Origin of the sequence: Nocardioides sp. zg-DK7169, from assembly GCF_013155365.1 — a bacterium.
In the GTDB taxonomy this organism is placed as follows: Bacteria; Actinomycetota; Actinomycetes; order Propionibacteriales; family Nocardioidaceae; genus Nocardioides.
Genome location: NZ_JABJRA010000001.1, coordinates 56,096 through 82,287, shown reverse-complemented (window position 1 = coordinate 82,287; position 26,192 = coordinate 56,096). Strand labels below are relative to the sequence as shown.

The window sequence follows — 26,192 nt, the reverse complement described above, 5'->3', positions numbered from 1 at the left end:
GCTCGCTTTGATTCGCAACGGGCCGCAGATTGGCCCCGCCGTCCGCAGAGCCGCGGAACGCATCGCCGCAGGTCAAGGGCGGGTTCGGCCTGTCGGGCGCAGTCAACAACACCGGATCGCGCTTACGCTCACGAGCATGTATGCCTTCTCGATGACGGGTCACGTGGAGTGCGTCGCGCTGCTGGTCCCCACCGGCGACGACTGAGCACCCCGGTGCCCGGTACGCCGTTCGCGCCGGTCCATGTGCTGATCACTGCTGACCCCGAGGCGCGCACCAAGGGCGGCGACCCGGGCCAGCAGGGGCCGCGTGAGTCCGGTCACGCACCCACCCCGGGCACAACATCTGGGGGATTACATATCTGTAGTTCCCGTATATGGTGATCCCGCAGCTGGTTCGACGGCCCATCCAGGGTCGTCGTCGCAAGAGGGAACCCGGTGAGATTCCGGGACTGCCCCGCAGCGGTAAGTGGGAACGACCTCCGTCTCCTGGATCGACAGGAAGCACTGGGACCGACGATCACGGTCCTGGGAAGCGACGGACAGTAGGACCGGAGCCTGGCTCCTCGCCCACGAGTCCGAAGACCTGCCAGCGCTCGCCCGTCACGGGTGGGTTCCGCGACCTCGAGGGAAGGTCAGGGGATCGATGAGTCGCCGCGTCCAGGTCGAGGTCTAGGTCTGTGCTGGCGTCGACGTCCTCTCCGTTCCTCGTTCGTGGAAGCACCGCTTCCAGCTCACGACGAGCGGGCCGGTTCGACCGGCTCGCGAACGGAGAACCACGACATGATCGACACCACTGGTCTACCGATCCGGACCGAGAAGTCGGCCTACGTATTCGACTACCCCCAAGCCGAGGACCTGGCGAAGAAGCAGCGGAGCATCTTCTGGACCGCTGAGGAGATCCCTGTCGCCAACGACAAGCAGGACTTCCTGGTCACGATGACGGAGGCCGAGCAGGCCGCCGTCAAGACCACCCTGAAGCTGTTCACGATCTATGAGCTGATCCTCGGCGGCGAGGTGTGGGGGGATCGGATCTTCCACGCGTTCCCGCGTCCGGAGATCCAGATGATGAGCAACGCGTTCTCCTTCGCCGAGCTCAACATGCACGCGCCGTTCTACGCGAAGCTCAACCAGGTGCTGATGATCGACACCGAGGAGTTCTACGGCTCCTACAAGAACGACCCGGTGCTGGCCGAGCGCATCCAGTTCGTCTGGGACGCGATCGCCGATGACGACCTCCTCTACGCCCTCAGCGTCTTCACGCTGATGGAGAACTGCGTCCTGTACTCGAACTTCGCCTTCCTCAAGCACTTCCAGTCCGGGGGCAAGAACCTGCTGCAGAACGTCGTGAGCGGCATCAACTTCTCCGCCCGCGACGAGAACCTGCACGCGACCGGCGGGGCGTGGCTGTTCCGCACCACCCTGGCGGAGTACGAGCGCACCGTCTCGCCTGCGACGTTCCAGGCCGAGCGCGATGCGCTGTTCGACCGCGTCGGCGCCGTGGCGGACTACGTCTACGGCCACGAGCAGCGCATCGTCGAGATGCTCTTCGCCCACGGCCCCATCCCGGGCATCGAGCAGGCCGACCTGGAGACGTTCGTGAAGTCCCGGGTGAACCTCACGCTGGACTCCATGGGGATGGAGCCGCTGTTCGAGGTCGTGGACAACCCCGTCGCCGAGTGGTTCTACAGCGGCATCAACGGCACCCAGTTCCACGACTTCTTCCAGGTGACCGGCAACGAGTACAACCGCACGATCGGTGAGATGGAGTTCGTGTTCTGATGGCCGACAAGAACTGGGAGGCCCTCTCCGCCGAGCGCAAGGCGCTGCAGGCAGCCGGGACCGTCCCCGCCTTCATGACCACCGCCGGCTACGCCATGGTCAGGGCCAAGTACGCCGTGGCCGGGCAGAGCGTGCGGGAGCGCTACGAGACGATCGCGAGCACGGCCGGCGTCCTCGCCGACGAGATGTACCCGCGCGAGGACGGGCGCCCCTGGACCGAGCTGTTCTTCGAGGCGATCTGGAACGGCTGGCTCTCGCCCTCCACGCCGGTGCTGGCCAACCTGGGCACCACGCGTGGTCTCCCGGTCTCGTGCGAGGGGTCCTACATCGAGGACTCGGTGTGGGGCTTCTACGAGACCCTCAAGGAGGCCGCGATCCTGTCGCAGAACGGGTTCGGCACCTCCGCCTACCTGGGCGACATCCGCCCGCGCGGCGCCGGCTTCGGTGACAACGGCAAGGCCAACGGCGTGGTCCCGGTGTTCTGCAACTTCGCCGAGATGACCAACCAGATCAGCCAAGGCGCCACCCGCCGCGGCTCCTGGGCCGGGTACCTCCCGGTCGACCACCCCGACTTCCACGAGCTCGCCGACCTCATCTACCGCGAGCCGGCCAACAAGAACGTCGGGTGGATCTTCACCCAGGCCTTCATTGACCGGATGCTCGCCAGCGACAAGGACGCCCTCGAGCGCTACCAGCGGGTCCTGAAGATCCGCGTCGTGCTGGGCAAGGGCTACATCTGGAAGGTCGACACCGTCAACGCCCACCAGACGGAGTCCTACCGAGCCCACGGACTGCAGAACAAGGCGTCCAACCTGTGCTCGGAGATCACCCTGTTCAGCGACGAGGAGCACTCCTACACCTGTGTGCTCTCCTCGCTGAACCTCGCGACGTACGACGAGTGGCGAGACCGCGACACGCCGTACGTCGCGACCGTCTTCCTCGACGCGGTGGCCGAGGCGTTCCTGCGACGGGCGCGCCAGATCCGCGGCCTGGAGCGCGCGGTCCGCTACACCGAGAAGGCCCGCAGCCTCGGGCTGGGCGTCATGGGCTACCACGACTACCTGCAGCAGCACTCCGTCCCGTTCGAGTCCGAGCAGGCCGCGGCGCTCAACATCGAGATCTTCGCGCACATCCACACCCGCGCCGACGCCGCCTCGCGCTGGATGGGCGAGAAGGCCGGCGTCCCTGCCTGGTGCGTGGGCCGCCGCAACTCGCACCTGATGGCCGTCGCGCCGACGATGAGCACCGCGGTCATCGTCGGCGGCACCAGCCAGGGCATCGAGCCCTACGTCGCCAACGTCTGGAACCAGACCACCTCGGCCGGCGAGATGCCCCGCGCGAACGGCAACCTGGTCCGGCTCATGAAGGAGCGCGGCGTCTACGACCAGGCCGCCATCACCGACATCGTCGATCACGGCGGTTCGGTGCAGCACGTCGACTGGCTCGACGAGCACGAGAAGGACGTCTTCAAGACCGGCTACGAGATCGACCAGGAGATCCTGCTCGATCGCGCCGCCGACCGACAGGCGCACATCGACCAGGCGCAGTCCCTGAACCTGTTCTTCGCCGCTGACGCGTCCCCGCACTACATCAGCAAGGTGCACAAGTTGGCTCTGCTCGACCCGAACATCAAGAGCCTCTACTACCTGCGCTCCCGTGCCGGGATCCAGGCCAGCAAGCAGAAGTAGCACCCCTCCACCCTCACCATCACCGCACGGAAAGAGACGACCATGAACGAGGCCGCCCGCACCCAGACCGACTCGAGCGCCATCGACGACCTCACCTGGGACGACTGGACGCCGGCCGAGGTCTGCGCGCTCGAGAACGGAGACGACTGCGCCGCGTGCGAGGGCTGACCAGCAGCCCCCGCCGGGTGCTGCGACGGGTGGCGCCGTCCACCACCGAGAAGAAAAGGAGGGCCCGAGCAGGATCGGGCTAGCGCCCGACAACTGAACACCTCACCCGTCCTGGGGAAGCCGGTCGAAGCCCGGCGCTGACGCGCAACCGTAGTTCGACTCCGCCCAGCGGAGCGAAGAGTCGGGACACCAGGTCGGGTGGAGTATCCGCACCTACGCGCTGTCGCGATCGCACGGTAGGGCTCTCGGCCGCCCCGTGCTGTCGCGTGTCCTTCTCCTGCGCTGCAGCCGGAAGGAACATCCATGAACACCCAAATCGGTGCGAGGCACCGTGCCCCACATGTCGCCCTGGTCGCGGTCCTCGGACTGCTTCTCGCGCTCGCCCCCGGGTTCGCCGGTGCTGCCGCCCGGGCGGACTCCACGCTGGTGGACCTCGCCCGGGTCCAGCACGCGGGTACCAGCGCCTACATCCTCGAGCACGTCGAGCCCACGGGGCTCGGCCGGGAGTGGGAGGTGCTCGGTCTCGCACGCAGCGACGTCGACGCCGAGGAGTGGCTCGACGCGTACTACGCCAACCTGGTGGAGGACGTCGTCGAGAAGGACGGCAAGCTCGGGCCGGCCACGACGTACGAGCGCGTGGTCATCGCGTTGAGCGCGATGGGCAAGGACGTCACGGACGTCGGCGGCCACGACCTGCTCACGGGGCTGGCCGACATGTCCACGATGGGCGCCCTCAACTCGGCCGTCTTCGGCCTGCTCGCCCTCGACACCCTCGGCCACGAGATCCCCGAGGTCGCCGGCGCCACGAACCCCACGACGCGGCAGAAGCTGGTCGATCGGGTGCTCGCACTCGAGATCAACGGTGGTGGCTGGACCTTCTCCGGGTCGACGCCCGACCCGGACATGACGGGCATGGCCCTCCAGGCGCTGGCGCGGTACGCCGACCAGCCCGCCGTCGCGGCCGCGGTGGAGCGCGGCGTCTCGAGGCTGTCCGACATCCAGCGCCCCAGCGGGGGCTTCGCCAGCTACGGCAAGGAGTCCGCCGAGAGCACCACCCAGGTGATCGTGGCCCTCACCGCCCTGCGGATCGACCCCCTCACCGATCCGCGGTTCGGGAAGGACGGGGGCAACCCGGTCAGCGCGCTCACGACGTACTACGTCGAGGGCGGGGGCTTCTGGTACTCCAAGCCCGGCACCGTGAGTGGGATGTCCACCGCGCAAGGGTTCTACGGGCTCACCGACTACCTCCGCTTCGTCGACGGAAAGCCGGGCCTCTACGTCATGGACGTCGCCGACCCCGAGGTCACCGTCACGACGCTCGCGGCGTCGTCGCCGCGGCCCGGCGTGGTCGCGCTCGCAGCCGAGGTGGCCGGTGCGGGCGCAACGGGCACGGTCGAGTTCTCCGAAGTAGGAAGCAAGGTCGGTGACGCGGTCCTGGTCGGCGGCAGGGCCACGCTCCGGCTGACCGGCGTGGCGGCGGGCGAGCACACCTACACGGCGACGTTCGTCCCGCTGAGCTCGGCCTTCAAGGGTTCTTCCGGCACGGCGAGCGTCGTCGTGGCGCAGGGCGTGGCACAGCCGGTCCCCTCCGAGACCGCCGGGCCCCAGACCCAGGTCAAGCCCCGGGCTGTGGTCCTGAAGGCCCGCGTGCGTGCTGACGTGGCCGTCTCGAAGGGCCAGGTGCGCTTCGTGGTCCGCCGGGGCGGCGAGAAGCTCGTGACGAGGAGCGCACCGGTGGACGCGCGTGGCGTCGCCACGGTCACGATCAAGAAGCCCGTCCTGCGCAGGGCACTCCAGGGCGCGCGGCTGCGAGGGAAGTACCGCGTGGTCGTGCGCTACCTCGGCAGCACCGAGGTGAAGCGGTCGAGCAGCTCCGGGACCTTCCGGATCTGAGCTTGGCGGCCAGGTGCCGTTCGACCGGGACGGGGCCCCGACGCGTGCGCGTCGGGGCCCCGTCTGCGGTGCCATGGTCCGGGTGGCTCAGCGGGAGACGCGGACCGTCCTCGCCGAGGTGCGGGTGGCCTTGGCGTATCCGGGCCGCGTGCCGACCATGCGGACGGAGATGCGGTGGCCCACGTCGGCGCGCTTCACGACGTAGGTCTTCCTCTGGGATCCAGCGATGACCTTGCCGTCACGCAGCCACCGGTAGGTGAGCTTCACCTGACCCGGCTCCCACGCTGCGCTGACGGCCGTGAGCAACGTGCCGACCTTGGCCTTGCCGGCGATGCGCGGCTTGGCGGGGGTGAGCTGCCCGGCACGGACCTTGGCGGTGGGCCTGGACTCGAGACTGGTCGAGGTGTGGCCGGGCATGGACCCGGTCACCTCGAGCGTGATGCGCGCTCCTCTGTCCGCCGCCGTCAGGCGGTAGGTGGCTCCTCGAGCGCCCCGGATCGGCGCCCCGTCGCGCTTCCACCGGCGGGCGAACGTGACCCCGTTGCTCCACCCGCCGAGGGCTGCGGTCAGCTGACGTCCGACCTGGGCAGTGCCCGGGACCACAGGGACGGTGCCCGTCACGTCCGGCGTCTCCGGCTCGGGGTCCGGCTCCGGCTCCGGGGTCGGGTCCGCGAACTGGGGGGTGGGCCGCGGGGTCGTCACCCAGTCCTGGCCGACGAGCCGGGCCCCGAGTGCCTTGTTGATGTTGGGGCCGTTGACGACGATGCCGTGATTCGCGGTGTCCCACGGTCCGGGCACCGCGGCGCCCGAGAAGAACCACCACATGGCGTCGCCGGAGTACTCCTCGATGCCCTCGACGGCGGTGACGTACCCGGACCGGTCGGCCTCGACCGAGAGGCCGACCGCCTGCAAGGCCGCGACCCTGCTCCGCTCGGGAGTGGCGTCGACGACGCCGCCGACCAGGCACCGCACCAGGAACCCCTCGGCCGGGATGGCATCGGCGACCTCGTTGCCGAAGTCGACCACGACGCTGAGGCCCTCGTCCTGCTGGCACCATCCGGTGCGCCAGTCGGCGGCGTGCGCGGGGGAGAGCGTCCCCGGGAGGGTGCTGATGACGAGTGCGCCGGCAGCTGCCAGCGCGGACTTCTTGAACTTCACGTGAACTCCGGTTCCGGAGCAGGGGAGGCCGACAGCACGCCGGCGACCTACTGCATTCCTCGACAGTGGTGGGATGGTCGCGACAGCGCGAAGGCATTCCGACTTCGACGGGGCAGGCCCGGTCGTCACGGTTGCGGGTCAGTGCCGGACTTCCACCGGCTTCCCCCTCGACGCTGGTCTGGAGGTTACGACGCGGGTGTCCCCGGGCGACGAGCTGGGTAGGCCGTGGGTTCGGTGCGCGCGTGTCCAGGTCGGCGGCAGGCCGGGTCGGTGTGTGCTGCGGGGGTGTGACAGCATCCCCTCGTCACTACCGTGACGCATCCCCACCAGAGGAAGCCGGTGCGAATCCGGCGCTGTTGCGCAACCGTGAGCTGGTCCTCCAGCAAGTCGGGAACTCCGGGGATGCAGCCGTTACCCGTCGTCGCACAAGCGCGGGCTCGGAAGCCTCCTGGGGTTGCCCTGCCTGCGTGTGCCCCCCTGGAGGTCCCACGATGCAGCGTCCCGCGCGGCTGCGCATCCGGTTCGGGCTGCGTCGGCCCGCCCTGGCAGTGGCCGGGCTTGTTGTCGTGGCCTCCGTCGCCTGGCCGGCGCCGGCACAGGCGGCCGGACCGTCGCAGAGCGCCCTGTGCGATGGCTATGCGGTCGGCTCCTGCTCGCTGTCGGTGACCATCGACGCCGGCGCGGCGGCCCCAGGCCAGCTGCTGCGGGTGACCGGGGCGGGAAACCCGGGCACGCGCCTCGCGCTCCAGTTCTATGTCGTGGAGTTCAACTCCCGCGGCCAGGTGACAGGCCTCGTCCCCAGCGGGGAACCCGCGGTGGGGACGACGCGTGCCCTCGGCGGTGGGCGCGGGACGCTCGACGAGGTGAAGCTGGTGCCTCGCGCCGTGCCCGACGTCCCGAGCGGCTGGGGCTTCGTGGGTCTCGCCGACGACTCGTCCCTGGACCTGTCGACCCGGATCGGCCAGGTCGTGGAGTTCGGGGGCGCCACCTTGAGGTTGCTCGGCGACGGCTACGCGGACCAGAAGCCCGTCGGGGTCCCGCTGGAGATGCACGCCATCGGCAACGTCGCGGGCGTCGGCTACTGGGTCGAGTACCTGGCCGACGACGGCACCTGGACCCCGTTGCCAGGCCAGGGGTACGGCGCCGCTCACCGCCTGCTCAGCAGCCCGGGGGAGATCTCGCACCTGCGCTACGTCGTGCCGCCGGAGCTGGTGGCAGGACAGGCCTACCGCTTCCGGGTCAACCACCACCTGAACTACGGCGGAGCCGAGGACCGGCCGATCGCCTCGCCCGCGTACGCCGAGTGGACCGTCGTGCCCTCCGAGCGCGGCGTGACAGGCCCGCGGGACGAGCAGCTCGACCCGTCCAAGGGGCCCGGTGTGCCCGACCCCGAGGTCCCGGGCGGGAACGACGGCGGCGACGCCGACGGAGACGGCGGCAACGGCGGCAACGGTGGCGAGGGCGGCTCCGCTGGGACCCCCGGCCCCGGCCCGGGCGCGCCGACAGGACCCCCGGCCCCTTCGGGACCCTCGGCCCCCTCGGGGCCGGCTGCTCCCGAGCCGTCCGCTCCCAGCTCACCCCCCAGCAGCCCACCCCCCGCACCCAGCGCGTCCGCGAAGGCGACCACGGGGCAGGGCCGCCAGGGCACCCCTTCTCCGCAGGCGCCCGGGGCAATGGCGCCAGGATCCTCATCGCCCGCGCCGGGTGGGAAGGCGCCCGCGCCGGCCAGCGACCCCGTGTGGGGAGAGGAGGCCAGGCCGCTCGTGGCACCGCGGGTCGCGGAGGCCCCCGACACCACCAAGTGGATGCTGGCCGGCGCCCTCGTGGCGCTGCTCGCCTCCCCGGCCCTGTGGGTCTGGCTACGGCGTCGTACCGCGTCGTCGGGACGGGACGAGGCGTGGTGACGCGCCGCTCACCGGGCGCACGACGACTGCTGCTCAGCGCCCTGGCGGGGGCGGTCCTGGGCGCACCCGGCCTCCATCTGCTCACCGCCGAGCCCGCCTCGGCAGCGACCTCCGAGACCGAGCGCCTGTGCAGCGACGACGGCGTGCGCTGCTCGGTGCAGGTGCCGCCTCGATGGATCGACGGCGCGACCCACCGGGTGGGCGTCACCGGACGCGCCGACACGACGGTGACGGTCCGGGCCTTCCGCGTCACCGCCGACAGCAGCGGCACCGTCGGCTGGGAGGCCGTCGGGTCCGAGGTCGAGATCACGACCGACGAGCACGGGTGGGGAAGCGCGGACCTCGCGCTCCCGTCCTCGCCCGGCGGTGCCCACGGCGGCCCCCTGGTCGTGGCGCTCGCCGAGGCCGAGGGGAAGGAACTGACCACCGTCCTCGGCGCGTGGAGCGAGCTGCTGACGCCGACGCCCGAGGTGCTCGGGGACGGGTACGCCGAGAGCAAGCCGGTCGGTGCCCCCCTGGGTGTGGCGCTGGACCACGTCGTCCCGGGGAGCACCTACGCGGTCGAGCGCCTGGACGGCTCCACGTGGACCGCCGTCCCCGGTCAGGACAGCCCCGGCGCCGCGGACGCGCAGGCCACCTGCGACGACGTGCGTTGCACGGTGCCGTACGTCGTGCCGCGCGGGCTGCCCGCCGAAGCCACCCGGTTCCGGCTGATCGACCTGCGCAGCGGCACCCCCGTCACCACCTGGAAGGTGCGACCGCACGCCGAGGGCCAGACGAGGCCGATCCCTCGACCCGAGGTCTTCCCGGTGCTCGGCCTGGCGGTCGAGGGGTCCCTGGCCGCCGGGGTCGGGGTGGACAGCGCCGCTGTCGTCCGGCCCCGCAGCCGCAACCTCGACGTGCCGCTGCCGGAGTCGCAGGGATCGACCCCGACGGATCTCGGCAGCCACTCCGTGCGCACGGTCCAGTACGTGACTGCCGGGATCGGGGCGCTCGCGCTCGCGCTCGCGCTGGGACCTGCGCGCATCCGGAGGCGTCGATGAACGCCCATCTCGCGCCGCGCCTTCACGTGGCCGACCTCGGCTGGTCGGCCTGGATCGCCGTGGCCTTCTGGTCCCTCCACACCAGTGCGTCGCAGTGGACCCCGGTCTGCGTGATCGTGGCGGCGGTGGCCGTGTGGTGGACCCGGGGGGCGGCCCGGGCGGGGCTGGGATCTCCCGTCCTCACGGCCGCCAGTGTCGTCGCCGCGGCATGGGTGGTCCTCACCGCGGCCGTGGGGCCGGGATCCGGCGGCGACGTGCTGTGGGTGCTGCCGGAATGGTCGGTCACCTCGGGTACGCCGGTCGGCGGCCCGCTCACGACCGGGCGACTGCGCACCGGGCTCGCCCTCGCCGCATCGGCCCTGGCCCACCTGGCCCTGCTCGCTCTCGTGGTCCGCTGCGTCAGCGGCGAGCGACTGGCCCGGCTCAACGACGTGGTGCTCGGGCGCGCCGCCCGCTTCACGCACCCGCTGTGCTTCGCGGCGGAGGAGCTCGCCCGCATCGAGCGCGCCCGCCCGGGCCTGGTCGCACACGGCCTCGGACGCCTCGTGACCCCGTTGCCCGACGTCGTGGCCTCCGCGCACGAGCGCGCTGTGCAGTGGCACTCGGTCGGCCTCGTCGAGGAAGGGGCCGCGAAGACGCGGGTCCGGGTGCTCCTCGTCCTCGCCGCCTCCGTCGCGGCGCTGGCCGCGGCGGTGGGGCGCGTCCTGACGGGTGTCGAGGCGTCGCTGCTCGGCGTACTGGTCCTCACTGTGGCCGGCATGGTCCTCAGCCGCGCCCGCGTCGTCGTTCTGCAGGCTGCGGACCTCGCGCCGTTGGTCTGCGCCGCGCTGACGCTGCTCCTCGCCATCCTCGACGTCGACTCGACGCTCGTGGCCCTCAGCCTGCTGGCGCTCCCTGTCTGCACGACCGCGGTGCCGGAGAAGACCGGTCGGGAGGTGGAGCGATGACTGTCTCGATCGATGCTCTGGCGGTATGGCTGCCGGGACGCGGGATCGCCGTCGGACCGGTCTCCTTCGACATCCGCGGGTTGACCCTTCTCACGGGGCGCAGCGGCACGGGTGCGTCTGCCGTCGCGGGCGCCCTGGGCGGCGTCCTTCCTGCGGGGGCGTTGGTGCGCGGGTCCTGGAGGAGTCAGGGAGTGACGATCCGGTACGTCGGGGTGTCCCGGCTCGACCCGCTCCTGGACATGAGCGTCGCGGAGGCCCTCGGGGGCGCGGGCCGCGAGGCCGAGCAGCTCTGGATGAGCGTGACCGGCCTCGAGGACCTCGGCGCGTCGATGCGGGAACTCGACCCCGCCACCTGCGCCGTCCTGCCCGCGTTGCGCGGCGTCCTGAGAGCGTCCGCGGCCCGTGATCGGGGAGAGGAGACGCTCCTGGTCCTCGACCAGCCGATGACCGACCTGCTCCCCGACCTGCGCGTGGGCCTGGCCCGGGCGCTGCGCCGGTGCGCCGACGGCGGGGTCGACATCTGTTGGGTGGAGCACGACCTCGCGGTCGCCGTGCCGCAGTCCGACCACGTCGTGGAGCTCCTCGGTGGGGGCGACGCGGTCGTGCACCCGGCAGAGCAGTGGAGTCCGCGGACGCTCCCTCTCCCGCCGGAAGCGGTGCTGTCCCGCGCCCTGGGGAGCCCTCGCGCCGCATGGTGGGACCTCGAGACCCTCGGGCGACACCCCCTGGTGACCTCCGCCGTGCCGACGGTCCACCCCGCCTTCGGGCGCGCTCACTCGAGCGTGACGACCGTGTGCGTGCCCGCGGAACGGGCCGGCGTCGGGTTCGACCTCGACGTCGTCGTGGGGGAGACCCTGGGCGTCGTGCCGGCGGACGGCGACCGCGCCCGTGCACTGTCCGTGGCGCGACGCCTCGCCGCGACCCTCGACGCGGAAGGCCGCCCGCGCCCCCCGCTGACCTGGCCCGCCCACGTACCTCTGGGGCGCCTCGCGAGGACCTGGTGCGGCGCACGTGGTGGTGACGCCGCTGCCGCGCTGGACCGTGCCGCGCTGTTGGCGCCGGTGGACCACGCCCGGACCCTGGCCCAGCACAGCCCCGGTGAACGACGTGCGGTCGCGTGGGCCCTCAGCGCCGCGTCCACGCGGACCGAGGTGCTCGACCGGCCCGAGGCCGGGTTGGACGCGGAAGGTCGTCGGCTGATGGCGGCCGCGCTGCGCTCCGAGGACTCGGGCACGGCGACCCTGGTGGTCTCCCACGACCCGGAGTTCCTCGTGCGTGCCTGCCACCGTCTCCTCGTCCTTCCTCCCGCGGCCGACGGCCCCGACGCGCGTGCCGTGCTCGGGCCGCCGGTGCTGGTGGCCGAGCACCTGCCGCACCCTCCTGCGCTCCGCCGTGCCGGGTCGAGGGCGCTGCGCGTGCGCGACGTGTGGAAGGACGCCCGATGAAGGGATGGTCGAGCCTCGGCACCACCCGCCGCTGGTCCGCCCTGGTCGCCCTCGCCTGGCTGGCCGGCGGGCTGGTCTGGCTGGGGTGGCCGGTGTGGGACTCGGCGGGCGTTCCGAGCCGTGAGCAGGTCCGTCTCGAGGCGCCGTGGGTGCTCGCTGCCCAGACGGCGGGCCTGGTGCTGCTCGCGGTCACGATCTGGCGCGAGTGTGGCCGCCAGACGAAGCCGCTCACGTCCGTGGTGTGCCTGGTGGTCGCCGACTGCGTCCTGCGCGCGGTGATGACCCCCGGCACGGGCGGCGTGGAGGTGGTCCATGCGCTGCCCCTTCTCGCTGGTGCCGGTCTCGGCCTGGCCGGAGGTGTGCTCACCGGGGCCTCCGCGGCCCTCGTCTCGACGACGCTCCTCGCCACGCCCGCCGAGACCCTGCCGGCCCAATGCCTCGTGTGGGCGGTGGTCGGCGCGCTGGGCTCGGCGCTGCGCTGGGTGCCCACGCTGGCCGCCTGGCTCGCGGCGATCCCACTGGCTGTCGGGGTGGGCATCACCTCCGGTGTCCTGCTCAACCTCATCGGCTGGGCCCAGGACCCGGGCACCACCACCGACCACTTCGCCCCCGGTCTCCCGCCGGGCGAGGTGCTGGCCCGCCTGTGGGCCTACACGGTGGAGACCTCGCTGGCCTACGACACCATCCGGGGCGTCACCACCGCCCTCCTCGTCGCCACCCTCGGACTGCCCGTGCTGCGCCTGTTGCGTGGGCCGGCGCTCCACGGGTCCACGACCCGACGGTCGATGACCGATGACGACCTCGCCGCAGCGGTTCGCCGGCGCGAGGACAGTTCCGCAATCGCACGCCTCTGGGCCTCCGTGCCCGCCGAGCAGGAGAAGCAATGACGCAGTTGATCGACCATGACACCGAGCGCGCCACGCGGATCGTCTCCGCCATCGAGGCCGCCTTCGCCAGCAAGGTGGTGGGGCAGCGGACCTTGCTTCGCAGCCTGCTGGTCACGCTGGTGGCGCGGGGACATGTGCTCATGGAGTCGGTGCCGGGACTGGCCAAGACGCTGTCGGCCTCGGTGCTCTCCTCGGCGGTGGCTGCGAGCTTCTCCCGGGTCCAGTGCACTCCGGACCTGCTGCCCTCGGACATCATCGGGACCCAGGTGTACGACCCGCGGACCTCGACGTTCTCCACCCAGCTGGGGCCCGTCCACGCGCACTTCGTGCTGCTCGACGAGATCAACCGGTCCTCGGCGAAGACCCAGTCGGCGATGCTGGAGGCGATGCAGGAGCGGCAGACGACGATCGGTGGCGAGACGCACCGACTGCCCGACCCGTTCCTGGTGCTGGCCACCCAGAACCCCATCGACGAGGAGGGGACCTACGTCCTCCCGCAGGCCCAGATGGACCGCTTCCTGCTCAAGGAGGTGCTCGAGCACCCGAGCCCGCTCGAGGAGGCCCAGATGCTTCGTCGCATGGCGGACGGCGGCCTCCGCGACACGCGCGTCCAGCCGGTCGCCTCCCTGGACGACGTCGTCTTCCTGCAGTCGGTCGCGGACCGGGTCCACGTCGACGAGGCCGTCCTGCGCTACATCGTGGAGATCGTCAACGTCACCCGGAACCCGCACGCCTACCTGGCCGCCGACGTCGCGCGCTCCATCGAGCACGGCGCCAGCCCGCGAGGAGCCATCGCGTTCCTCCAGGCCGCCCGCGCCATGGCCGTGCTGGCCGGCCGCGACCACGTGCTCCCGGAGGACGTCGTGGGGCTGCGGCACCAGGTGCTGCGCCACCGCCTCATCCTCACCTTCGAGGCCGTGGCGACGCGGGTCCGGGCCGACGACGTCATCGACGCCGTGTTCGCCGCCGTGCCGACCCCCTGAGCCATGGCCCTGCTCAACCGCATCCGGACCCGAGCCGAGCTCGTGGCCCATCGCCGGGTCCGCACGTTGCTCGACGGGAGACACGCGTCGACCTCGCACGCCCGCAGCCTCGACTTCTCCGACCTGAGGGCCTACGTCGCGGGCGACGACGTCGCCGACATCGATTGGAAGGCCTCCGCCCGCCACGGCGACCTGCTCGTCAAGCGACACGTCGCCGAGCGCCGCGCCGTCGTGATGCTGGTCGTCGACACCGGACGGGAGCTCGCGGCAGCGGCCCACTGGGACCCGACGGCCACCGACCTGAAGCGCGACGTCGCGGTGACGGCTGCCGGCCTGGTGGGCTGGATCGCCATGCGGGCCGGCGACCACGTCGGCCTGGTGCACAGCGGGCCCGACGGGCCACGGGCCACGCGCCCCAGCACGCGCGAGGTCGACCTCGAGCGCATGCTGGAGGAGGTGGTCCGTGCCTGCGACCCGGATGCGGCCGGTCGGCGCACCCTGGACCTGTTGGACCACGCGTCGGTGGCACTGCGTCGTCGCACCCTGATGGTCGTGGTCCTGGACGACCTGGAGTGGGGGCCGGACGTGGAGCACCGCTTGGTGCGCCTCGCGGCCCAGCACGAACTGGTGGTGCTGACGGTCGCCGACGCCGACCCGACGGCGCCCCTGCGCCACGGCATCGCGACCGTGGACGTCGGCACGCGTCGTACGGTTCCGGACTTCGTCGCCGCCCACCCAGGTCTGGTCGCGGAGCTGGCGAGCGCCGACGCCGACCGGAAGGAGCGGCGAGAGACCGCACTGCGGCGACTGGGCGTCGCGCACGTCCATCTGGCGCGCCTCGACGAGGCGGTGCCCGCACTGCTGACGCTGATGGAGCGGAGACGTCGTGTCCGATGAGCTGGACCGCATCAACCCGCCCGTCCTCTACGCGACCGTGTGGTGGGTCGTCCTCGCCGGTTGCGTCGTGACCGCCGTGGTCGTCGTGCTGCTGATGCGCCGCGCCCTGCGAGGGCCTGACCGGGCCGAGGGGCACGACGTCGAGGCTCTGCGCGGCGCCACGCTGGCCCGCGTCCGCGAGCTGCTGGCGACCGCGGCAGACGGGGACGGCGACGCCCGACGTGACGTGGTCACCCGTGTGGGTGCCGAGCTACGGAGGTTCCTCGGCACCGTGACCGGGACCGACCTGGACTTCACCACCCGTGCCGAGTGGGTGGTCGCCGCCGATCGCGACCCGCGGCTGGCGCCCGCGGTCGATCTGCTGGTCGACCTCGGGGACACCGTCTTCCGCCCGCAGGGGGACGTGGACGACGCCGCCCTGGGTGCGCGCGCCATCGACGTGGTGACGGCATGGCGTTGATCCAGTGGTGGGTGGGGGCCGCCGTCCTGGCGCTGGGCGTCGTGGTGGGCCTCCTCGCGTGGCTGCGTCCTCCGCGTGCGCCGAGTCACCCCGGCGTCCTCGTGGCCGCCTCCGAGCGCCTGCGTCGTCTCCCGTCGTGGAAGGAGGCCGTCCGCCGGGAGTCACGGAAGCGGCGACTCCTCGTCGCCGGGGTGGCGGTGGCGATCGCGGGGCTGGCGCTGCTCGGCTCGCGGTTCGTCATGGTGAACGAGGAGTCCGAGGCGATGCGGCAGCGCGATGTCGTGCTGTGCATGGACGTCTCCGGCTCGATGGTGCCCGTGGTGGAGGACATCGTGGACACCTACCGGGCGCTGGTCGGTGAGCTCACCGAGGAACGGATCGGCTTCGTGATGTTCGACGCGAACGCCGTGACCGGCTTCGCCCTGACCGACGACCACGAGGAAGTGGCCACGCGCCTCGCCGCGGCGCGAGAGGAGCTGCGGGGCGAGGACCCGGTCGCCGGGACCACCGCCCCGGCCTCGGGATCCTCCTTGGTCGGGGACGGTCTCGCGAGCTGCGTGCAGCACTTCGACCGGCCCGAGGAGGAGAGGGCGCGCACCCTCGTGCTGGCCACCGACAACCTGGTCTCCGGCGACTCGCTCTACACCCTCCAGGAAGCCACTGACCTCGCCGTCGAGCGCGACGTGATGGTCTTCGCCGTCACGCCGCGGGGGACCCAGGCGAACGCGGTGGCCGAGCTGCGGGGGCAGACCGCGCGCACCCACGGCGACGTCTTGTTGCTGAGCGCCGGGGAGCCGACCAACACCGCCGTCATCTCGCTGGCCGTCGCCAAGCAGGAACGAACGGTGCTCCTGGCCACGGCCCAGGAGCACAGCTTCGACGTCATCGCCCCCGGTGTCCTGATCACTCTGCTGGGACTCGGAGTGGTCACGGCCGCCGACAGGAGAAAGCCATGACCTGGCAACCGGACTGGTGGCTGGTGCTCGCGACGGGGGCCGCCGTGATGACCCTCGGTGTCCTCACGGCCGGGAGGTGGCGAGGCTCCTCGCGAGCCACGAGGGCGACAGATCTCCTGCGGATCGTGGTGGCACTGGGGTTGGTGCTCGTGGCGTTGCGCCCCTCGGGGCAGCACGAGCGCGACGTCCCGGTGGAGAACGCCGTCGACGTGGTGGTGATGCTGGACCGGACCGCCTCGATGGGGGCCACGGACCACACGGGTGGGCGCTCCCGCATGGAGGGCGCCAGCGAGGACCTGATCGAGGTCGTCGCCGGTGCCGCGGGCGCTCATGTCTCGGTGATCGTCTTCGACGACACCGCCCGCCTGCTCGTGCCGCCCACCACGGATGTGAGGAGCGTGGTCACGACCCTGGGCACCGTCGGATGGCGACCGTCGGCGAAGGCGACCGGCTCGGACGTCTCGGTCGGGGTGGGGCTGGCCCGCGAGACGTTGACGAAGCTCGCCGGCCAGCGGCCCGACAACGCCCGGGTGCTGATCTACGCCGGTGACGGCGAGCAGACCCAGGCGGCGGCGAGGGAGTCGCTCGCCCCGGTGGCCGACCTGGTCGACGAGGCGTGGGTGCTCGGCTACGGCACGAGGGACGGCGGGGTGATGCCGGTCGCGCCGGGCGCCTCCGACCTCGTGTCCTGGGACGGGGTGGAACAGCGCTCCGTGCTGGACGAGGGCACCCTGCGTGGGATGGCGGACGAGCTGCGCGGGTCCTACGTGCACCGCACCGGGGGAGAGGCCCTCCCCGACCTCGCCCGGCCGGCGGGATCCGCGGTGCGCGAGGTCGTGCCCGGGGCTGAGTACTACTGGCTGGTGGCCGTGGGGCTGGTCCCGCTCCTGCTGGGCCATCTGGTGGTGGCGGTGCGGCGCTGGCGCACCGTGAAGGAGGAGCAGTGAGGTTGGTAGGACGGTCCTCCGCACACGAGGTCCACACGCACGAGGGTCTCCTCGATCCGGTCCGGGCCAGGACACGACGACGGGTGCGCTGGACTGGTGGCGTGTGCGTCGCGTTGGCGATCGCGGCCGCGGCGTACCTGGCCGTCCTGGTCACGAGCGCCGTGGCCGGCGACCGGGCATGGCGGCAGGGTGACCACGCCGCGGCCGAGCGGTGGTTCCGGGTGGGGGACCGCATCGACGTCGTCGAGAGGTGGAAGGCGCCGTACGACGTCGGCGTCGCCGTCTACTCGCAGGGCAGGTGGCTGGAGGCGGCCGAGCTCTTCGCGCGGGCGCGCACCGACGTCCCGCAGCACTCGCTGTGCCGGGTGGCTCTCAACGAGGCACTCGCGCTGGAGGTCCTCGGTGACCACCTGGAGGAGGCCGACGACCCCGTGGGGGCGAAGGCACGCTGGGCCCAGGCTCAGCAGGTGCTGGCCGAGGCCGAGGGGTGCTCGGCAGACGACGCTGGAGCCGAGGACTCGGGCGCCGAGGAGGAGTCAAGCTCCGGGGAGAGCCCGGAGGAGCCTTCTCCGCCGGACACCGACGACGGTGACTCCGAGGGCGACCAGACGGATGAGGGGGACGGCGAGTCCGAGGGCGGGCAGACGGGCGATGGGGACGGCGAGTCCGAGGGCGAGGGACAGCCCTCGGAGGCCGACCAGCTGCAGGAGGCCACGCGGCGCCTGCAGGAGAAGCTGTCCGGAGCGCCGCGCGGCGAGCCGCAGCCGCAGCCGGAGCCCTCGCCCGAGGACAAGGCCGCCCAGCTCGAGGACCGGGTGGCCGGCGCAGCCCGGCGCCGGGCCGCCGAGCAGGACCAGTCGGCACCGGCGAAGGGCCAGACGTCCGACCGCCCGACATGGTGAGGGAACACAGCGGGCCTGCGATGCGGCATGACCGGCGTTCGGTCGCGCGCCCTGTCAGCCAGGATCGTGGGCGGTGGGCCTTCGTCCTGGTGGGTGTCGGGCCCTACCGCGAGGGCCTCACCACTGCCGAGCCTCAGGCGGTCCAGATCACGGGCACCAGCGCGACGGTCAGGACCAGGACGGTCAGGGTCAGCACCCACCCGAGCCGGGCGTAGTCGGTGAACCGGTAGCCGCCGGGGCCGTAGACCATCATGTTGGTCTGGTAGCCGATCGGCGACAGGAACGACGCCGAGGCGGACACCGCGACCGCGATCGCTGCGCCGCGGGGATCCAGCCCGGTGGCTCCTGCGGCGGAGACCGCGATCGGCAGCATCAGCAGCGCCGCCGCATTGTTCGTCACCAGCTCGGTGAGGATGATGGTGGCGAGCACCAGGCCGAGCAGCACCCCGTGGTCGCCGAAGCCCCAGAAGACGTCGACGAGGCCGGTGGCGATGGTCGCGGCCAGGCCCGAGGCCTGCATCGCGGCGGCGAGCCCGAACGCGGAGGCGATCACGACGATGACCTCGATGTCGATCGCCCGCCGCGCCTCCAGGGGCGACACGACGCGTGAGGCGACCAGCAGGATGGCGGCCACCAGCGATCCCTCGAGGATGGGGACGGTCTCGGTCGCGGCGAGCCCGACCACGCCCAGGAGCAGCGCGACCGGGATCCAGGCTCGCGAGGTCGCCGCCGGGGGAGTGCCGTCCAACGGAGCGACCAGCAGGAAGTCGGCGCGGTCGCGCCACCGCTCCCGGAAGCCGAGGTCGGACACCAGGATCAGGGTGTCGCCCACGTGGATGGTCTCCGTGCCGATCCTGCCCTCGAGCAGCTGCCCCGAGCGGTGGATGCCCAGCACGGCCGCCTGGTAGTTGGAGCGGAAGCCGACGTCCTTCAGGGTCCTGCCGACCAGGGGCGAGCGGGACCCGACGACGGCCTCGTAGTAGCCCACGGAGGGGTCGTCGAGGTCCAGGACGTGCTCCAGCTCCGCCGAGCGAAGGCCGCGCATCTCCTGGAGCTCGACGACCCTGTCGATCGGACCGGCGAAGTGCAGACGGTTGCCGCCGCGCAGCACGGTCTCGGGGCGGACCGGGGCGATCGTCGTGTCGCCTCGGTCCACCGACGCGAGAAAGAGTCCGGAGAGGTTGCGCAGCCTCGCCTCCTCCACGGTCTTCCCATCGATGGCACCTCCCGGCTCCACGATCATCTCCACGCTGAAGCGGCGACCCGCCTCCTCCATCTCGGCACGGGCCGAGCGGCGGTCGGGGAGGGCGCGAGGGGCCAGCACGATGACCGCGATCAAGCCGATGACCGCGATCGGCAGGCCCAGCCTGCCGATCTCGAAGAACCCGATCTCGCGCAGCTCCAAGGTCTCCATCTGGCCGGACACCACGAGGTTCGTCGACGTCCCGATCACGGTGATGAGCCCGCCGAGCACGGCGGCGAACGACACCGGCATCAGCACCTTGGAGACGGAGAGCCCGCGTCGGTTGGCCCACGCCGTCACCTGCGGGATGAGCATCGCCACGATGGGGGTGTTGTTGAGGAACGCCGAGGCACCGGCGGTCGGTACGAGCGTGCGGAGCAGGGGCAACCGGTACCGGCCACGCTCACCGAGCGTGCGCTGCATCACCGGCGTGAGGGCGCCGGTCTTCTCGATGCCCGCCGCCAGCACGTACAGCGCGGCGACGGTGATGGGCGCGGAGTTGGAGAACCCGGAGAACGCCGCATCCGCGTCGACCACGCCCAGGACCAGGACCGCGACGGCACCGCCGAAGACGACGACCGCCGGCGAGACCCGGCCACGCACCAGCAGAGCAAGGACGGCGAGGATCACTCCCAGAGTGATCCAGGCATCGGTCGTCATGTGGGGGCACTCCCGGGGGATCCGACCGGTGGAGGGCACCACCAGAACTGACGGGTCACCGTAGCGCCTGGCCGACGCGCGCCAGCCCGCGGCGTACCGCATCCCCTCGACGTCGTGTATCTTGATGTCAAGACATTCTGCTGGACGTCCGGGTGGCGACGGACGGGCCGCGAGTAAGGCGAACCTTGCTTTCCGGCCGGTCGCGCCGCGCGGCAAGATGGCAACGCTTAATTTCGCAACGTTCGACGAGGAGATGTTGGCTGTGGCCAGTCAGGACAGCTTCGGTGCCAAGAGCACCCTGGACGTGGACGGGAAGTCCTACGAGATCTTCCGTCTCGACGCGGTGAAGGGTGACGGCCTCGACGTCGACTCCCTCCCGTTCAGCCTCAAGGTCCTCCTGGAGAACCTGCTGCGCACCGAGGACGGCGCGGACATCACCGCCGACGACATCCGGGCGCTCGCCGGCTGGGACGAGACCGCCCAGCCCGACAAGGAGATCCAGTTCACGCCCGCGCGCGTGATCATGCAGGACTTCACCGGCGTGCCCTGCGTCGTGGACCTCGCCACCATGCGTGAGGCGATGGCCGACCTCGGCGGCGACCCGACCAAGATCAACCCCCTCGCGCCGGCCGAGATGGTCATCGACCACTCCGTCATCGCCGACGTCTTCGGCACCCCCGAGGCCTTCGAGCGCAACGTCGAGATCGAGTACGAGCGCAACCGCGAGCGCTACCAGTTCCTGCGCTGGGGCCAGGGCGCCTTCGACGACTTCAAGGTCGTCCCCCCGGGCACCGGCATCGTGCACCAGGTCAACATCGAGCACCTCGCTCGCGTGGTCATGGTCCGCGACGGCATCGCCTACCCCGACACCTGCGTCGGCACCGACTCCCACACCACGATGGTCAACGGCATCGGCGTGGTCGGCTGGGGCGTCGGCGGCATCGAGGCCGAGGCCGCCATGCTCGGCCAGCCGGTCTCCATGCTGATCCCGCGCGTCGTGGGCTTCAAGCTCTCCGGCGACCTGCCCGAGGGCTCGACCGCCACCGACCTCGTGCTCACGATCACCGAGATGCTGCGCAAGCACGGCGTCGTCGGCAAGTTCGTCGAGTTCTACGGCCCCGGCGTCTCCGCGCTGCCGCTGGCCAACCGCGCCACCATCGGCAACATGAGCCCGGAGTTCGGCTCCACGATCGCGGTCTTCCCGATCGACGAGGAGACCATCACCTACCTGCGCCTCACCGGCCGCTCCGAGGAGCAGCTCGCGCTCGTCGAGTCCTACGCCAAGGCCCAGGGCCTGTGGCACGACCCGGCCGCCGAGCCCCGCTACTCCGAGAAGCTCGAGCTCGACCTCTCCACCGTGGTCCCCTCGATCGCCGGCCCGAAGCGTCCCCAGGACCGCATCCAGGTCACCGACGCCAAGCAGTCGTTCCGCGCCTCGCTGCGCGACTACGTCGAGGGCGAGGAGGAGAACGGCTACGACGAGTCCGTCGCCGAGACCTTCCCGGCCTCCGACCCGGCGACCAGCAACGGTCACGGCGAGTCCGCCCCGCCGAGCGACCACCTCTCGGCCGCGCCGAAGGACCGAGGCCGCCGCAGCGACCCCGTCGAGGTCACCCTCGAGGACGGCACCACCTTCACCCTCGACCACGGTGCCGTGACGATCGCCTCGATCACCTCCTGCACCAACACCTCGAACCCCTCGGTGATGATCGGTGCGGCCCTGCTGGCCAAGAAGGCCGTGGAGAAGGGCCTCGTGCGCAAGCCGTGGGTCAAGACCACGCTCGCCCCCGGCTCGAAGGTCGTCAGCGACTACTACGAGAAGGCCGGCCTCACGCCGTACCTCGACAAGCTCGGGTTCAACCTGGTCGGCTACGGCTGCGTGACCTGCATCGGCAACTCGGGCCCGCTGATCCCCGAGGTCTCCGCCGCGGTCAACGAGAAGGACCTCGCGGTCGTCTCCGTGCTCTCGGGCAACCGCAACTTCGAGGGCCGGATCAACCCGGACATCAAGATGAACTACCTGGCCTCCCCGCCGCTGGTCGTCGCCTACGCGCTGGCCGGCTCGATGGACGTCGACCTGTTCAACGACTCGCTGGGCAAGGACTCCGAGGGCAACGACGTCTTCCTCAAGGACATCTGGCCCTCGCCGGCCGAGGTCGAGGAGACCATCCGCGGCGCCATCGACTCGGACATGTTCGACTCCTCCTACGCCGACGTCTTCGCCGGCGACGAGCGCTGGCGCTCGCTGCCCACCCCGGAGGGCAAGACCTTCGAGTGGGACCCGCAGTCGACCTACGTCCGCAAGCCCCCGTACTTCGACGGCATGCCCGACGAGCCGGCCCCGGTCACCGACATCACCGGCGCCCGCGTGCTGCTGAAGCTGGGCGACTCGGTCACCACCGACCACATCTCCCCGGCCGGTGCGATCAAGAAGGACTCCCCGGCGGGCCGCTACCTGGCCGAGAACGGCGTGGAGCAGCGTGACTTCAACTCCTACGGCTCGCGCCGTGGCAACCACGAGGTCATGATCCGCGGCACCTTCGCCAACATCCGCCTGCGCAACCAGCTGGCCCCGGGCACCGAGGGTGGCGTCACGCGCGACTTCACCGCCGGTGGCGAGGTCACCTCGGTCTACGAGGCCTCGGAGAACTACATCGCCGCGGGCATCCCGCTGGTCGTCCTCGCGGGCAAGGAGTACGGCTCCGGCTCCTCGCGCGACTGGGCCGCCAAGGGCACCTCGCTGCTGGGCGTCAAGGCCGTCATCGCCGAGTCCTACGAGCGCATCCACCGCTCGAACCTGATCGGCATGGGCGTCATCCCGCTGCAGTTCCCCGAGGGCCAGAACGCCGAGTCGCTGGGTCTCACCGGCGAGGAGGAGTTCTCCTTCACCGGCATCTCCGAGCTCAACGAGGGCCGCACGCCGAAGACCGTCAAGGTCAAGGCCGGCGACGTGGAGTTCGACGCGGTCGTCCGCATCGACACCCCCGGTGAGGCGAACTACTACCGCAACGGCGGCATCATGCAGTACGTCCTGCGCAACCTGCGCAAGGCCTGATCTGCCGGCTCCCTGCAGCCAGCCGGAGCCCCCGCACCACCGAGGACGGCCCGTCTCCCGCGAGGGAGGCGGGCCGTTCCGCATCTCCGGGCAGGTTTCTCGGCACCCGGACCCCTCCTTCCGGCCCCCTCGCGACGTGGGTGAGGGTGTGAGCGTCTCGAGGAGGACCCGATGAGCACCGAGCGGCCGGACGAGCGGTGGGGCACGCGGCTGCGCGACCTGGCCGAGGAGGCCCCGCGAGCGCTGCCAGACCCGGCGCTGTGGGACCGCGGGCGCCGCTACGCGCGCCTGCGCCGAGGCGGTACGGCGGCCGTCGCCGCGCTCGGCGTGCTCGCGGTGGTGGCGGTGGGCGCGGTGAGCTGGCAGCGCGCGGCGCCGCCGGCCCAGCTCGCTCCGGCGTCCGCCCCGGCGGCGATGCCGGACCGGCTGTACGACCCGAGCCCGTGGCTGACCGGCACCGAGGAGGAGGGGCCGCTCGGGCAGCTGGCCGCGATCATCCCCGCGGAGCGTGGGAGCTGGACGGGCAAGGAGACGGAGATCGTCGGCGTCTCGGCGACCACGGGGGAGTACCGCTTCCTGGACCTGCCGCGGCAGGCGGACGTGGGGGTCGCGCTCTCCCCTGACGGGCGGCACGTGGCGTACTGGGCGACCGGTGAGACGACGGAATCGCCCAACCTTCGGGACGGCGGCGCGCTGCCCCCGGCCGGGGTGGCGATCTACGACAGCGTCACCGGGCGGGTCGAACTGCACGACATTGCGACCGCGCACGGGTTGATGGCCTCCGACCTGGTCTGGGCCGACCTGTCGACCCTGCTGGTGAACTACGCCCAGTACCGGGGCGGGGAGGGGGACCCGGACATGGACCGCTCGTTGGGCCGGAACGTGCCGTGGCAGGTGCTGCGCCTGGGCGGCGAGCTGAGGGAGCTCGGCTCGCCGCTCGACGACGGCGACGTGTGGGGCGGCGGGGACGGGGTCGTGGTGATGAGTGGCTCCGGGCGGAACGTCGGCCGCTGGTTGGTCGACCCCGCACGGCCACGGCAGCCGCAGCGGCTGCGGCTGGACCGGGGTTCGTTCGTCCCTCCCCGCGTCAGCCCCGACCGTCGTCGCATCGCCGGGGTCCCGGGCAACCGGGCCCCGAACCGGCTCGCGGTCGCGGACCTGTCCGGGGACGGGCGCTCGGCCTTCGAGCCGGTGCCGGGCAGCAGACGCACGCTCGAGGTGATTGCCTGGAACGACGAGGAGCACGTCGTGGTGCTGCGCCACGACCGCGACGAGGTCGGGATGTACTACGTGACCGTCGTTGAGACCGCCGTCGAGTCGGGGGAGCAGCGGGACCTGGTGGTGGTCCCGCCGGACCTGGCCAACAGCCCGCAGTTCGCGCTCGACCTGCTCGGTGGCCCGATCGTCGAGGCGGTGGAGCCGCCGGACCCGATGGACCCCCGGGTGGTGGTCGGCCTCAGCGGCGGGGCCGTGGTCGCCGCCGGCGCCGGCATCCTCGTGTGGCGGCGACGTGTCCAGCCCTGACCGCGCCGGGTTCGAGGAGTTCGTGGCCGCCCGCCGCGGCGCGCTGCTGCGCACGGCGTACCTGCTGACCGGCGGGCACGAGGACGCCGAGGACCTCGTGCAGGTCGCGCTGGTCAAGGTGGTGCCGCACTGGCACCGGATCAGCGACCGCCCCGAGCCGTACGTGCGTCGGGTGCTGGCGCGCGAGAGCGTCTCGCGGTGGCGGCGCCGCCGGTGGCGCGAGGTCGGCGCCGCGGAGCCGCCCGAGGTCGCCGCTCCCGCGCACGACCTGGCCGAGCGGGAGATGCTGCGCCGGGCGCTGCTCTCGCTGGCCCCGCGGCAGCGTGCGGTCGTGGTGCTCCGCTACTACGAGGACCTCACCGAGCGCCAGACCGCCGAGACGCTGGGCATCTCCGTGGGCACCGTGAAGTCCCAGGCCCGCGACGGCCTGGCGCGGCTGCGCACGCTGGTGCCGGACCAACGCGGGGACCGCGCCGATACGCTGCGCCCATGATCGTCGCCTTCAGCATCAGCCCCTCCGTCGCCGATGAGACCGGAGGCGTCTCCGATGCGGTCGCCGCCGCCGTGCGTGTGGTGCGCGAGTCCGGCCTGCCGCACGAGACCAACGCGATGTTCACCAACATCGAGGGTGAGTGGGACGAGGTCATGGCCGTGGTGAAGCAGGCCGTCGACGTCGTCGCCGCGGTCTCCCCGCGGGTGGGCCTCGTCCTCAAGGCCGACATCCGCCCCGGCTACACCGGCCAGCTCGCGGCCAAGGTCGAGCGCGTCGAGCGGGCCCTCGAGGGCTGATGGCGCAGCAGCCGCCGTACCCGCCCGCCTTCCCGCCCCCGCCGTACCCGCCGCCCGGGCCGCCCGCAGGTGGCCCGCAGGCCGACCACCCGGCGGCGCAGCGGCGCCGCGAGGTGGCGGCGCTGGTCGTGGCCGTGGGCGTGGCGGTGCTGATGGTCGCGGTGGCCGCGCTCGTGCCGCTGGTGCTCGGGGAGGACGAGGAGCCGCCGAGCCTGGCCGCCGTGGTGGCGATGGACGAGCTGTCCACCGAGCACCGCATCGGCGACGTCGACTACGAGCAGTCACCGACGCTCGGCGGTCCGCACGACCCCGTGTGGCTGGCCTGTGGGGTCTACGACGACCCGGTGCGGGAGGAGAACGTCGCCCACGACCTCGAGCACGGCACGGTGTGGATCACCCACGACCCCGACCTGCCCGCATCAGACCTGGAGCGGCTCGCCGACCGACTGCCGGGGAACGGGATCATGTCGCCCTACCCGGGCCTGGACGCGCCCGTCGTGGTCACCGTGTGGGGCCGCCAGCTGCGCCTGGACGGTCCCGACGAACCCCGCCTGGACCTCTTCATCCGCACCTTCGGCGCCGGCGAGACCGCTCCCGAGCCGTTCGCGTCGTGCGCCGGCGGAGTGCCGGTCGCCGACCCCGGGCCGTACGACGGCAGTGGCGGCGGCTCCGAGGTCTGAGACGTGACCTGCGCCTCGCGGCCGTGGGTCCCGTGACACCGTCGTGCACCGGCGATGTCGGCTGAGTGAAACTCCGCGGTGCCAGGTTACGGCTCGGTGACCTGGAGCGGTCGGGGCCGGTTCCGCCCCTAGGTTGAGGACACGTCCTTACGGACGGCCGGGGACCGCCCCCGCCTCGTGCGGT

At 71.9% G+C, this 26,192-nt stretch carries 22 protein-coding genes and 4 riboswitches; of the genes, 20 read left to right on the top strand and 2 right to left on the bottom strand.

Features of this window, described 5'->3' with window-relative positions; translation table 11 throughout:
- The first annotated feature begins 373 nt into the window (after positions 1 to 373).
- A riboswitch (cobalamin riboswitch) is annotated at positions 374 to 606 on the top strand.
- A 174-nt stretch (positions 607 to 780) separates the two neighbouring features.
- The 4 genes from HOQ23_RS00370 (at position 781) to HOQ23_RS00360 (ending at position 5,528) form a co-directional block, all read left to right on the top strand.
- Positions 781 to 1,779, top strand: coding sequence for a ribonucleotide-diphosphate reductase subunit beta (locus HOQ23_RS00370; protein WP_172210791.1), 999 nt, complete (start codon positions 781 to 783; stop codon positions 1,777 to 1,779).
- On the top strand, positions 1,779 to 3,467 hold the full coding sequence (locus tag HOQ23_RS00365) for a ribonucleotide reductase N-terminal alpha domain-containing protein (protein WP_172210789.1): 1,689 nt from the start codon (positions 1,779 to 1,781) through the stop codon (positions 3,465 to 3,467). The genes HOQ23_RS00370 and HOQ23_RS00365 overlap by 1 nt, the downstream gene beginning before the upstream one ends.
- 42 nt (positions 3,468 to 3,509) lie before the next feature.
- Positions 3,510 to 3,635, top strand: a complete 126-nt coding sequence (locus HOQ23_RS21075) for a hypothetical protein (protein WP_301539660.1) — start codon at positions 3,510 to 3,512, stop codon at positions 3,633 to 3,635.
- Positions 3,636 to 3,749: 114 nt separating this feature from the next.
- A riboswitch (cobalamin riboswitch) is annotated at positions 3,750 to 3,826 on the top strand.
- A gap of 112 nt (positions 3,827 to 3,938) precedes the next feature.
- Entirely contained in the window at positions 3,939 to 5,528 is a 1,590-nt protein-coding gene (locus tag HOQ23_RS00360; protein ID WP_172210787.1) for an Ig-like domain repeat protein, read from the top strand.
- Positions 5,529 to 5,615: 87 nt separating this feature from the next.
- Here the strand turns inward: HOQ23_RS00360 and HOQ23_RS00355 are convergent, their stop codons facing one another.
- Positions 5,616 to 6,686: a hypothetical protein gene (locus HOQ23_RS00355; protein ID WP_172210785.1), complete on the bottom strand. Its 1,071-nt coding sequence runs from the start codon at positions 6,684 to 6,686 to the stop codon at positions 5,616 to 5,618.
- A 70-nt stretch (positions 6,687 to 6,756) separates the two neighbouring features.
- Positions 6,757 to 6,897, bottom strand: a riboswitch (cobalamin riboswitch).
- Between the two features lie 117 nt (positions 6,898 to 7,014).
- A riboswitch (cobalamin riboswitch) is annotated at positions 7,015 to 7,083 on the top strand.
- 94 nt (positions 7,084 to 7,177) lie between these two features.
- Here HOQ23_RS00355 and HOQ23_RS00350 point away from each other — a divergent pair.
- The 11 genes from HOQ23_RS00350 (at position 7,178) to HOQ23_RS00300 (ending at position 18,057) form a co-directional block, all read left to right on the top strand.
- Positions 7,178 to 8,590: a hypothetical protein gene (locus tag HOQ23_RS00350; RefSeq protein ID WP_172210783.1), complete on the top strand. Its 1,413-nt coding sequence runs from the start codon at positions 7,178 to 7,180 to the stop codon at positions 8,588 to 8,590.
- Entirely contained in the window at positions 8,587 to 9,633 is a 1,047-nt protein-coding gene (locus HOQ23_RS00345; RefSeq protein ID WP_172210781.1) for a hypothetical protein, read from the top strand. The genes HOQ23_RS00350 and HOQ23_RS00345 overlap by 4 nt, the downstream gene beginning before the upstream one ends.
- Positions 9,630 to 10,580 carry a hypothetical protein gene (locus tag HOQ23_RS00340; RefSeq protein WP_172210779.1) on the top strand — a complete coding sequence of 317 codons (951 nt, stop codon included), beginning with the start codon at positions 9,630 to 9,632 and terminating at the stop codon, positions 10,578 to 10,580. Before HOQ23_RS00345 ends, HOQ23_RS00340 begins: the two co-directional genes overlap by 4 nt.
- Before the next feature lie 191 nt (positions 10,581 to 10,771).
- The gene (locus HOQ23_RS00335) at positions 10,772 to 12,025 is read left to right on the top strand and encodes a hypothetical protein (protein WP_172210777.1); all 1,254 of its coding nucleotides are present in this window, start codon (positions 10,772 to 10,774) and stop codon (positions 12,023 to 12,025) included.
- Positions 12,022 to 12,912, top strand: a complete 891-nt coding sequence (locus tag HOQ23_RS00330) for a hypothetical protein (protein WP_172210775.1) — start codon at positions 12,022 to 12,024, stop codon at positions 12,910 to 12,912. The genes HOQ23_RS00335 and HOQ23_RS00330 overlap by 4 nt, the downstream gene beginning before the upstream one ends.
- Complete coding sequence (locus HOQ23_RS00325) at positions 12,909 to 13,895, top strand: MoxR family ATPase (RefSeq protein WP_172210773.1); 987 nt, start codon at positions 12,909 to 12,911, stop codon at positions 13,893 to 13,895. Before HOQ23_RS00330 ends, HOQ23_RS00325 begins: the two co-directional genes overlap by 4 nt.
- 3 nt (positions 13,896 to 13,898) lie before the next feature.
- Entirely contained in the window at positions 13,899 to 14,792 is an 894-nt protein-coding gene (locus tag HOQ23_RS00320; protein WP_172210770.1) for a DUF58 domain-containing protein, read from the top strand.
- Positions 14,782 to 15,252: a hypothetical protein gene (locus HOQ23_RS00315; RefSeq protein ID WP_172210768.1), complete on the top strand. Its 471-nt coding sequence runs from the start codon at positions 14,782 to 14,784 to the stop codon at positions 15,250 to 15,252. The genes HOQ23_RS00320 and HOQ23_RS00315 overlap by 11 nt, the downstream gene beginning before the upstream one ends.
- A complete protein-coding gene (locus tag HOQ23_RS00310; protein WP_172210766.1) occupies positions 15,243 to 16,208 on the top strand; it encodes a VWA domain-containing protein in 966 nt (321 codons plus the stop codon). Before HOQ23_RS00315 ends, HOQ23_RS00310 begins: the two co-directional genes overlap by 10 nt.
- Complete coding sequence (locus tag HOQ23_RS00305) at positions 16,205 to 17,155, top strand: VWA domain-containing protein (RefSeq protein ID WP_172210764.1); 951 nt, start codon at positions 16,205 to 16,207, stop codon at positions 17,153 to 17,155. Before HOQ23_RS00310 ends, HOQ23_RS00305 begins: the two co-directional genes overlap by 4 nt.
- A gap of 101 nt (positions 17,156 to 17,256) precedes the next feature.
- Positions 17,257 to 18,057 carry a hypothetical protein gene (locus HOQ23_RS00300; protein WP_172210762.1) on the top strand — a complete coding sequence of 267 codons (801 nt, stop codon included), beginning with the start codon at positions 17,257 to 17,259 and terminating at the stop codon, positions 18,055 to 18,057.
- Positions 18,058 to 18,190: 133 nt separating this feature from the next.
- Here HOQ23_RS00300 and HOQ23_RS00295 read toward each other — a convergent pair whose 3' ends face one another.
- Positions 18,191 to 19,960 carry an SLC13 family permease gene (locus HOQ23_RS00295; RefSeq protein WP_172210760.1) on the bottom strand — a complete coding sequence of 590 codons (1,770 nt, stop codon included), beginning with the start codon at positions 19,958 to 19,960 and terminating at the stop codon, positions 18,191 to 18,193.
- Between the two features lie 253 nt (positions 19,961 to 20,213).
- Here HOQ23_RS00295 and HOQ23_RS00290 point away from each other — a divergent pair, with 253 nt between their 5' ends.
- The 5 genes from HOQ23_RS00290 to HOQ23_RS00270 all read left to right on the top strand — a co-directional run bounded on the left by HOQ23_RS00290 (position 20,214) and on the right by HOQ23_RS00270 (position 26,008).
- Entirely contained in the window at positions 20,214 to 23,015 is a 2,802-nt protein-coding gene (locus HOQ23_RS00290) for an aconitate hydratase (protein WP_216653425.1), read from the top strand.
- A 171-nt stretch (positions 23,016 to 23,186) separates the two neighbouring features.
- A complete protein-coding gene (locus HOQ23_RS20630) occupies positions 23,187 to 24,539 on the top strand; it encodes a hypothetical protein (RefSeq protein WP_172210756.1) in 1,353 nt (450 codons plus the stop codon).
- Positions 24,526 to 25,032: a SigE family RNA polymerase sigma factor gene (locus HOQ23_RS20625; RefSeq protein ID WP_172210754.1), complete on the top strand. Its 507-nt coding sequence runs from the start codon at positions 24,526 to 24,528 to the stop codon at positions 25,030 to 25,032. Before HOQ23_RS20630 ends, HOQ23_RS20625 begins: the two co-directional genes overlap by 14 nt.
- Positions 25,029 to 25,328 (top strand): thiamine-binding protein, encoded by a 300-nt coding sequence (locus tag HOQ23_RS00275; RefSeq protein ID WP_172210752.1) that lies wholly within the window; start codon positions 25,029 to 25,031, stop codon positions 25,326 to 25,328. The genes HOQ23_RS20625 and HOQ23_RS00275 overlap by 4 nt, the downstream gene beginning before the upstream one ends.
- Positions 25,328 to 26,008, top strand: a complete 681-nt coding sequence (locus HOQ23_RS00270; RefSeq protein ID WP_172210750.1) for a DUF3105 domain-containing protein — start codon at positions 25,328 to 25,330, stop codon at positions 26,006 to 26,008. Before HOQ23_RS00275 ends, HOQ23_RS00270 begins: the two co-directional genes overlap by 1 nt.
- Positions 26,009 to 26,192 lie beyond the last annotated feature (184 nt).

What these genes read in the sequence shown, in the direction of transcription:
- HOQ23_RS00275 (WP_172210752.1), top strand. Translation starts at nt 25,029, where the DNA reads ATGATCGTCGCCTTCAGCATCAGCCCCTCCGTCGCCGATGAGACCGGA.
- HOQ23_RS00295 (WP_172210760.1), bottom strand. Translation starts at nt 19,960, where the DNA reads ATGACGACCGATGCCTGGATCACTCTGGGAGTGATCCTCGCCGTCCTT.
- HOQ23_RS00270 (WP_172210750.1), top strand. Translation starts at nt 25,328, where the DNA reads ATGGCGCAGCAGCCGCCGTACCCGCCCGCCTTCCCGCCCCCGCCGTAC.
- HOQ23_RS00370 (WP_172210791.1), top strand. Translation starts at nt 781, where the DNA reads ATGATCGACACCACTGGTCTACCGATCCGGACCGAGAAGTCGGCCTAC.
- HOQ23_RS00310 (WP_172210766.1), top strand. Translation starts at nt 15,243, where the DNA reads ATGGCGTTGATCCAGTGGTGGGTGGGGGCCGCCGTCCTGGCGCTGGGC.
- HOQ23_RS00365 (WP_172210789.1), top strand. Translation starts at nt 1,779, where the DNA reads ATGGCCGACAAGAACTGGGAGGCCCTCTCCGCCGAGCGCAAGGCGCTG.
- HOQ23_RS00340 (WP_172210779.1), top strand. Translation starts at nt 9,630, where the DNA reads ATGAACGCCCATCTCGCGCCGCGCCTTCACGTGGCCGACCTCGGCTGG.
- HOQ23_RS21075 (WP_301539660.1), top strand. Translation starts at nt 3,510, where the DNA reads ATGAACGAGGCCGCCCGCACCCAGACCGACTCGAGCGCCATCGACGAC.
- HOQ23_RS00330 (WP_172210775.1), top strand. Translation starts at nt 12,022, where the DNA reads ATGAAGGGATGGTCGAGCCTCGGCACCACCCGCCGCTGGTCCGCCCTG.
- HOQ23_RS00350 (WP_172210783.1), top strand. Translation starts at nt 7,178, where the DNA reads ATGCAGCGTCCCGCGCGGCTGCGCATCCGGTTCGGGCTGCGTCGGCCC.
- HOQ23_RS00305 (WP_172210764.1), top strand. Translation starts at nt 16,205, where the DNA reads ATGACCTGGCAACCGGACTGGTGGCTGGTGCTCGCGACGGGGGCCGCC.
- HOQ23_RS00320 (WP_172210770.1), top strand. Translation starts at nt 13,899, where the DNA reads ATGGCCCTGCTCAACCGCATCCGGACCCGAGCCGAGCTCGTGGCCCAT.
- HOQ23_RS20630 (WP_172210756.1), top strand. Translation starts at nt 23,187, where the DNA reads ATGAGCACCGAGCGGCCGGACGAGCGGTGGGGCACGCGGCTGCGCGAC.
- HOQ23_RS00290 (WP_216653425.1), top strand. Translation starts at nt 20,214, where the DNA reads ATGTTGGCTGTGGCCAGTCAGGACAGCTTCGGTGCCAAGAGCACCCTG.
- HOQ23_RS00325 (WP_172210773.1), top strand. Translation starts at nt 12,909, where the DNA reads ATGACGCAGTTGATCGACCATGACACCGAGCGCGCCACGCGGATCGTC.
- HOQ23_RS00360 (WP_172210787.1), top strand. Translation starts at nt 3,939, where the DNA reads ATGAACACCCAAATCGGTGCGAGGCACCGTGCCCCACATGTCGCCCTG.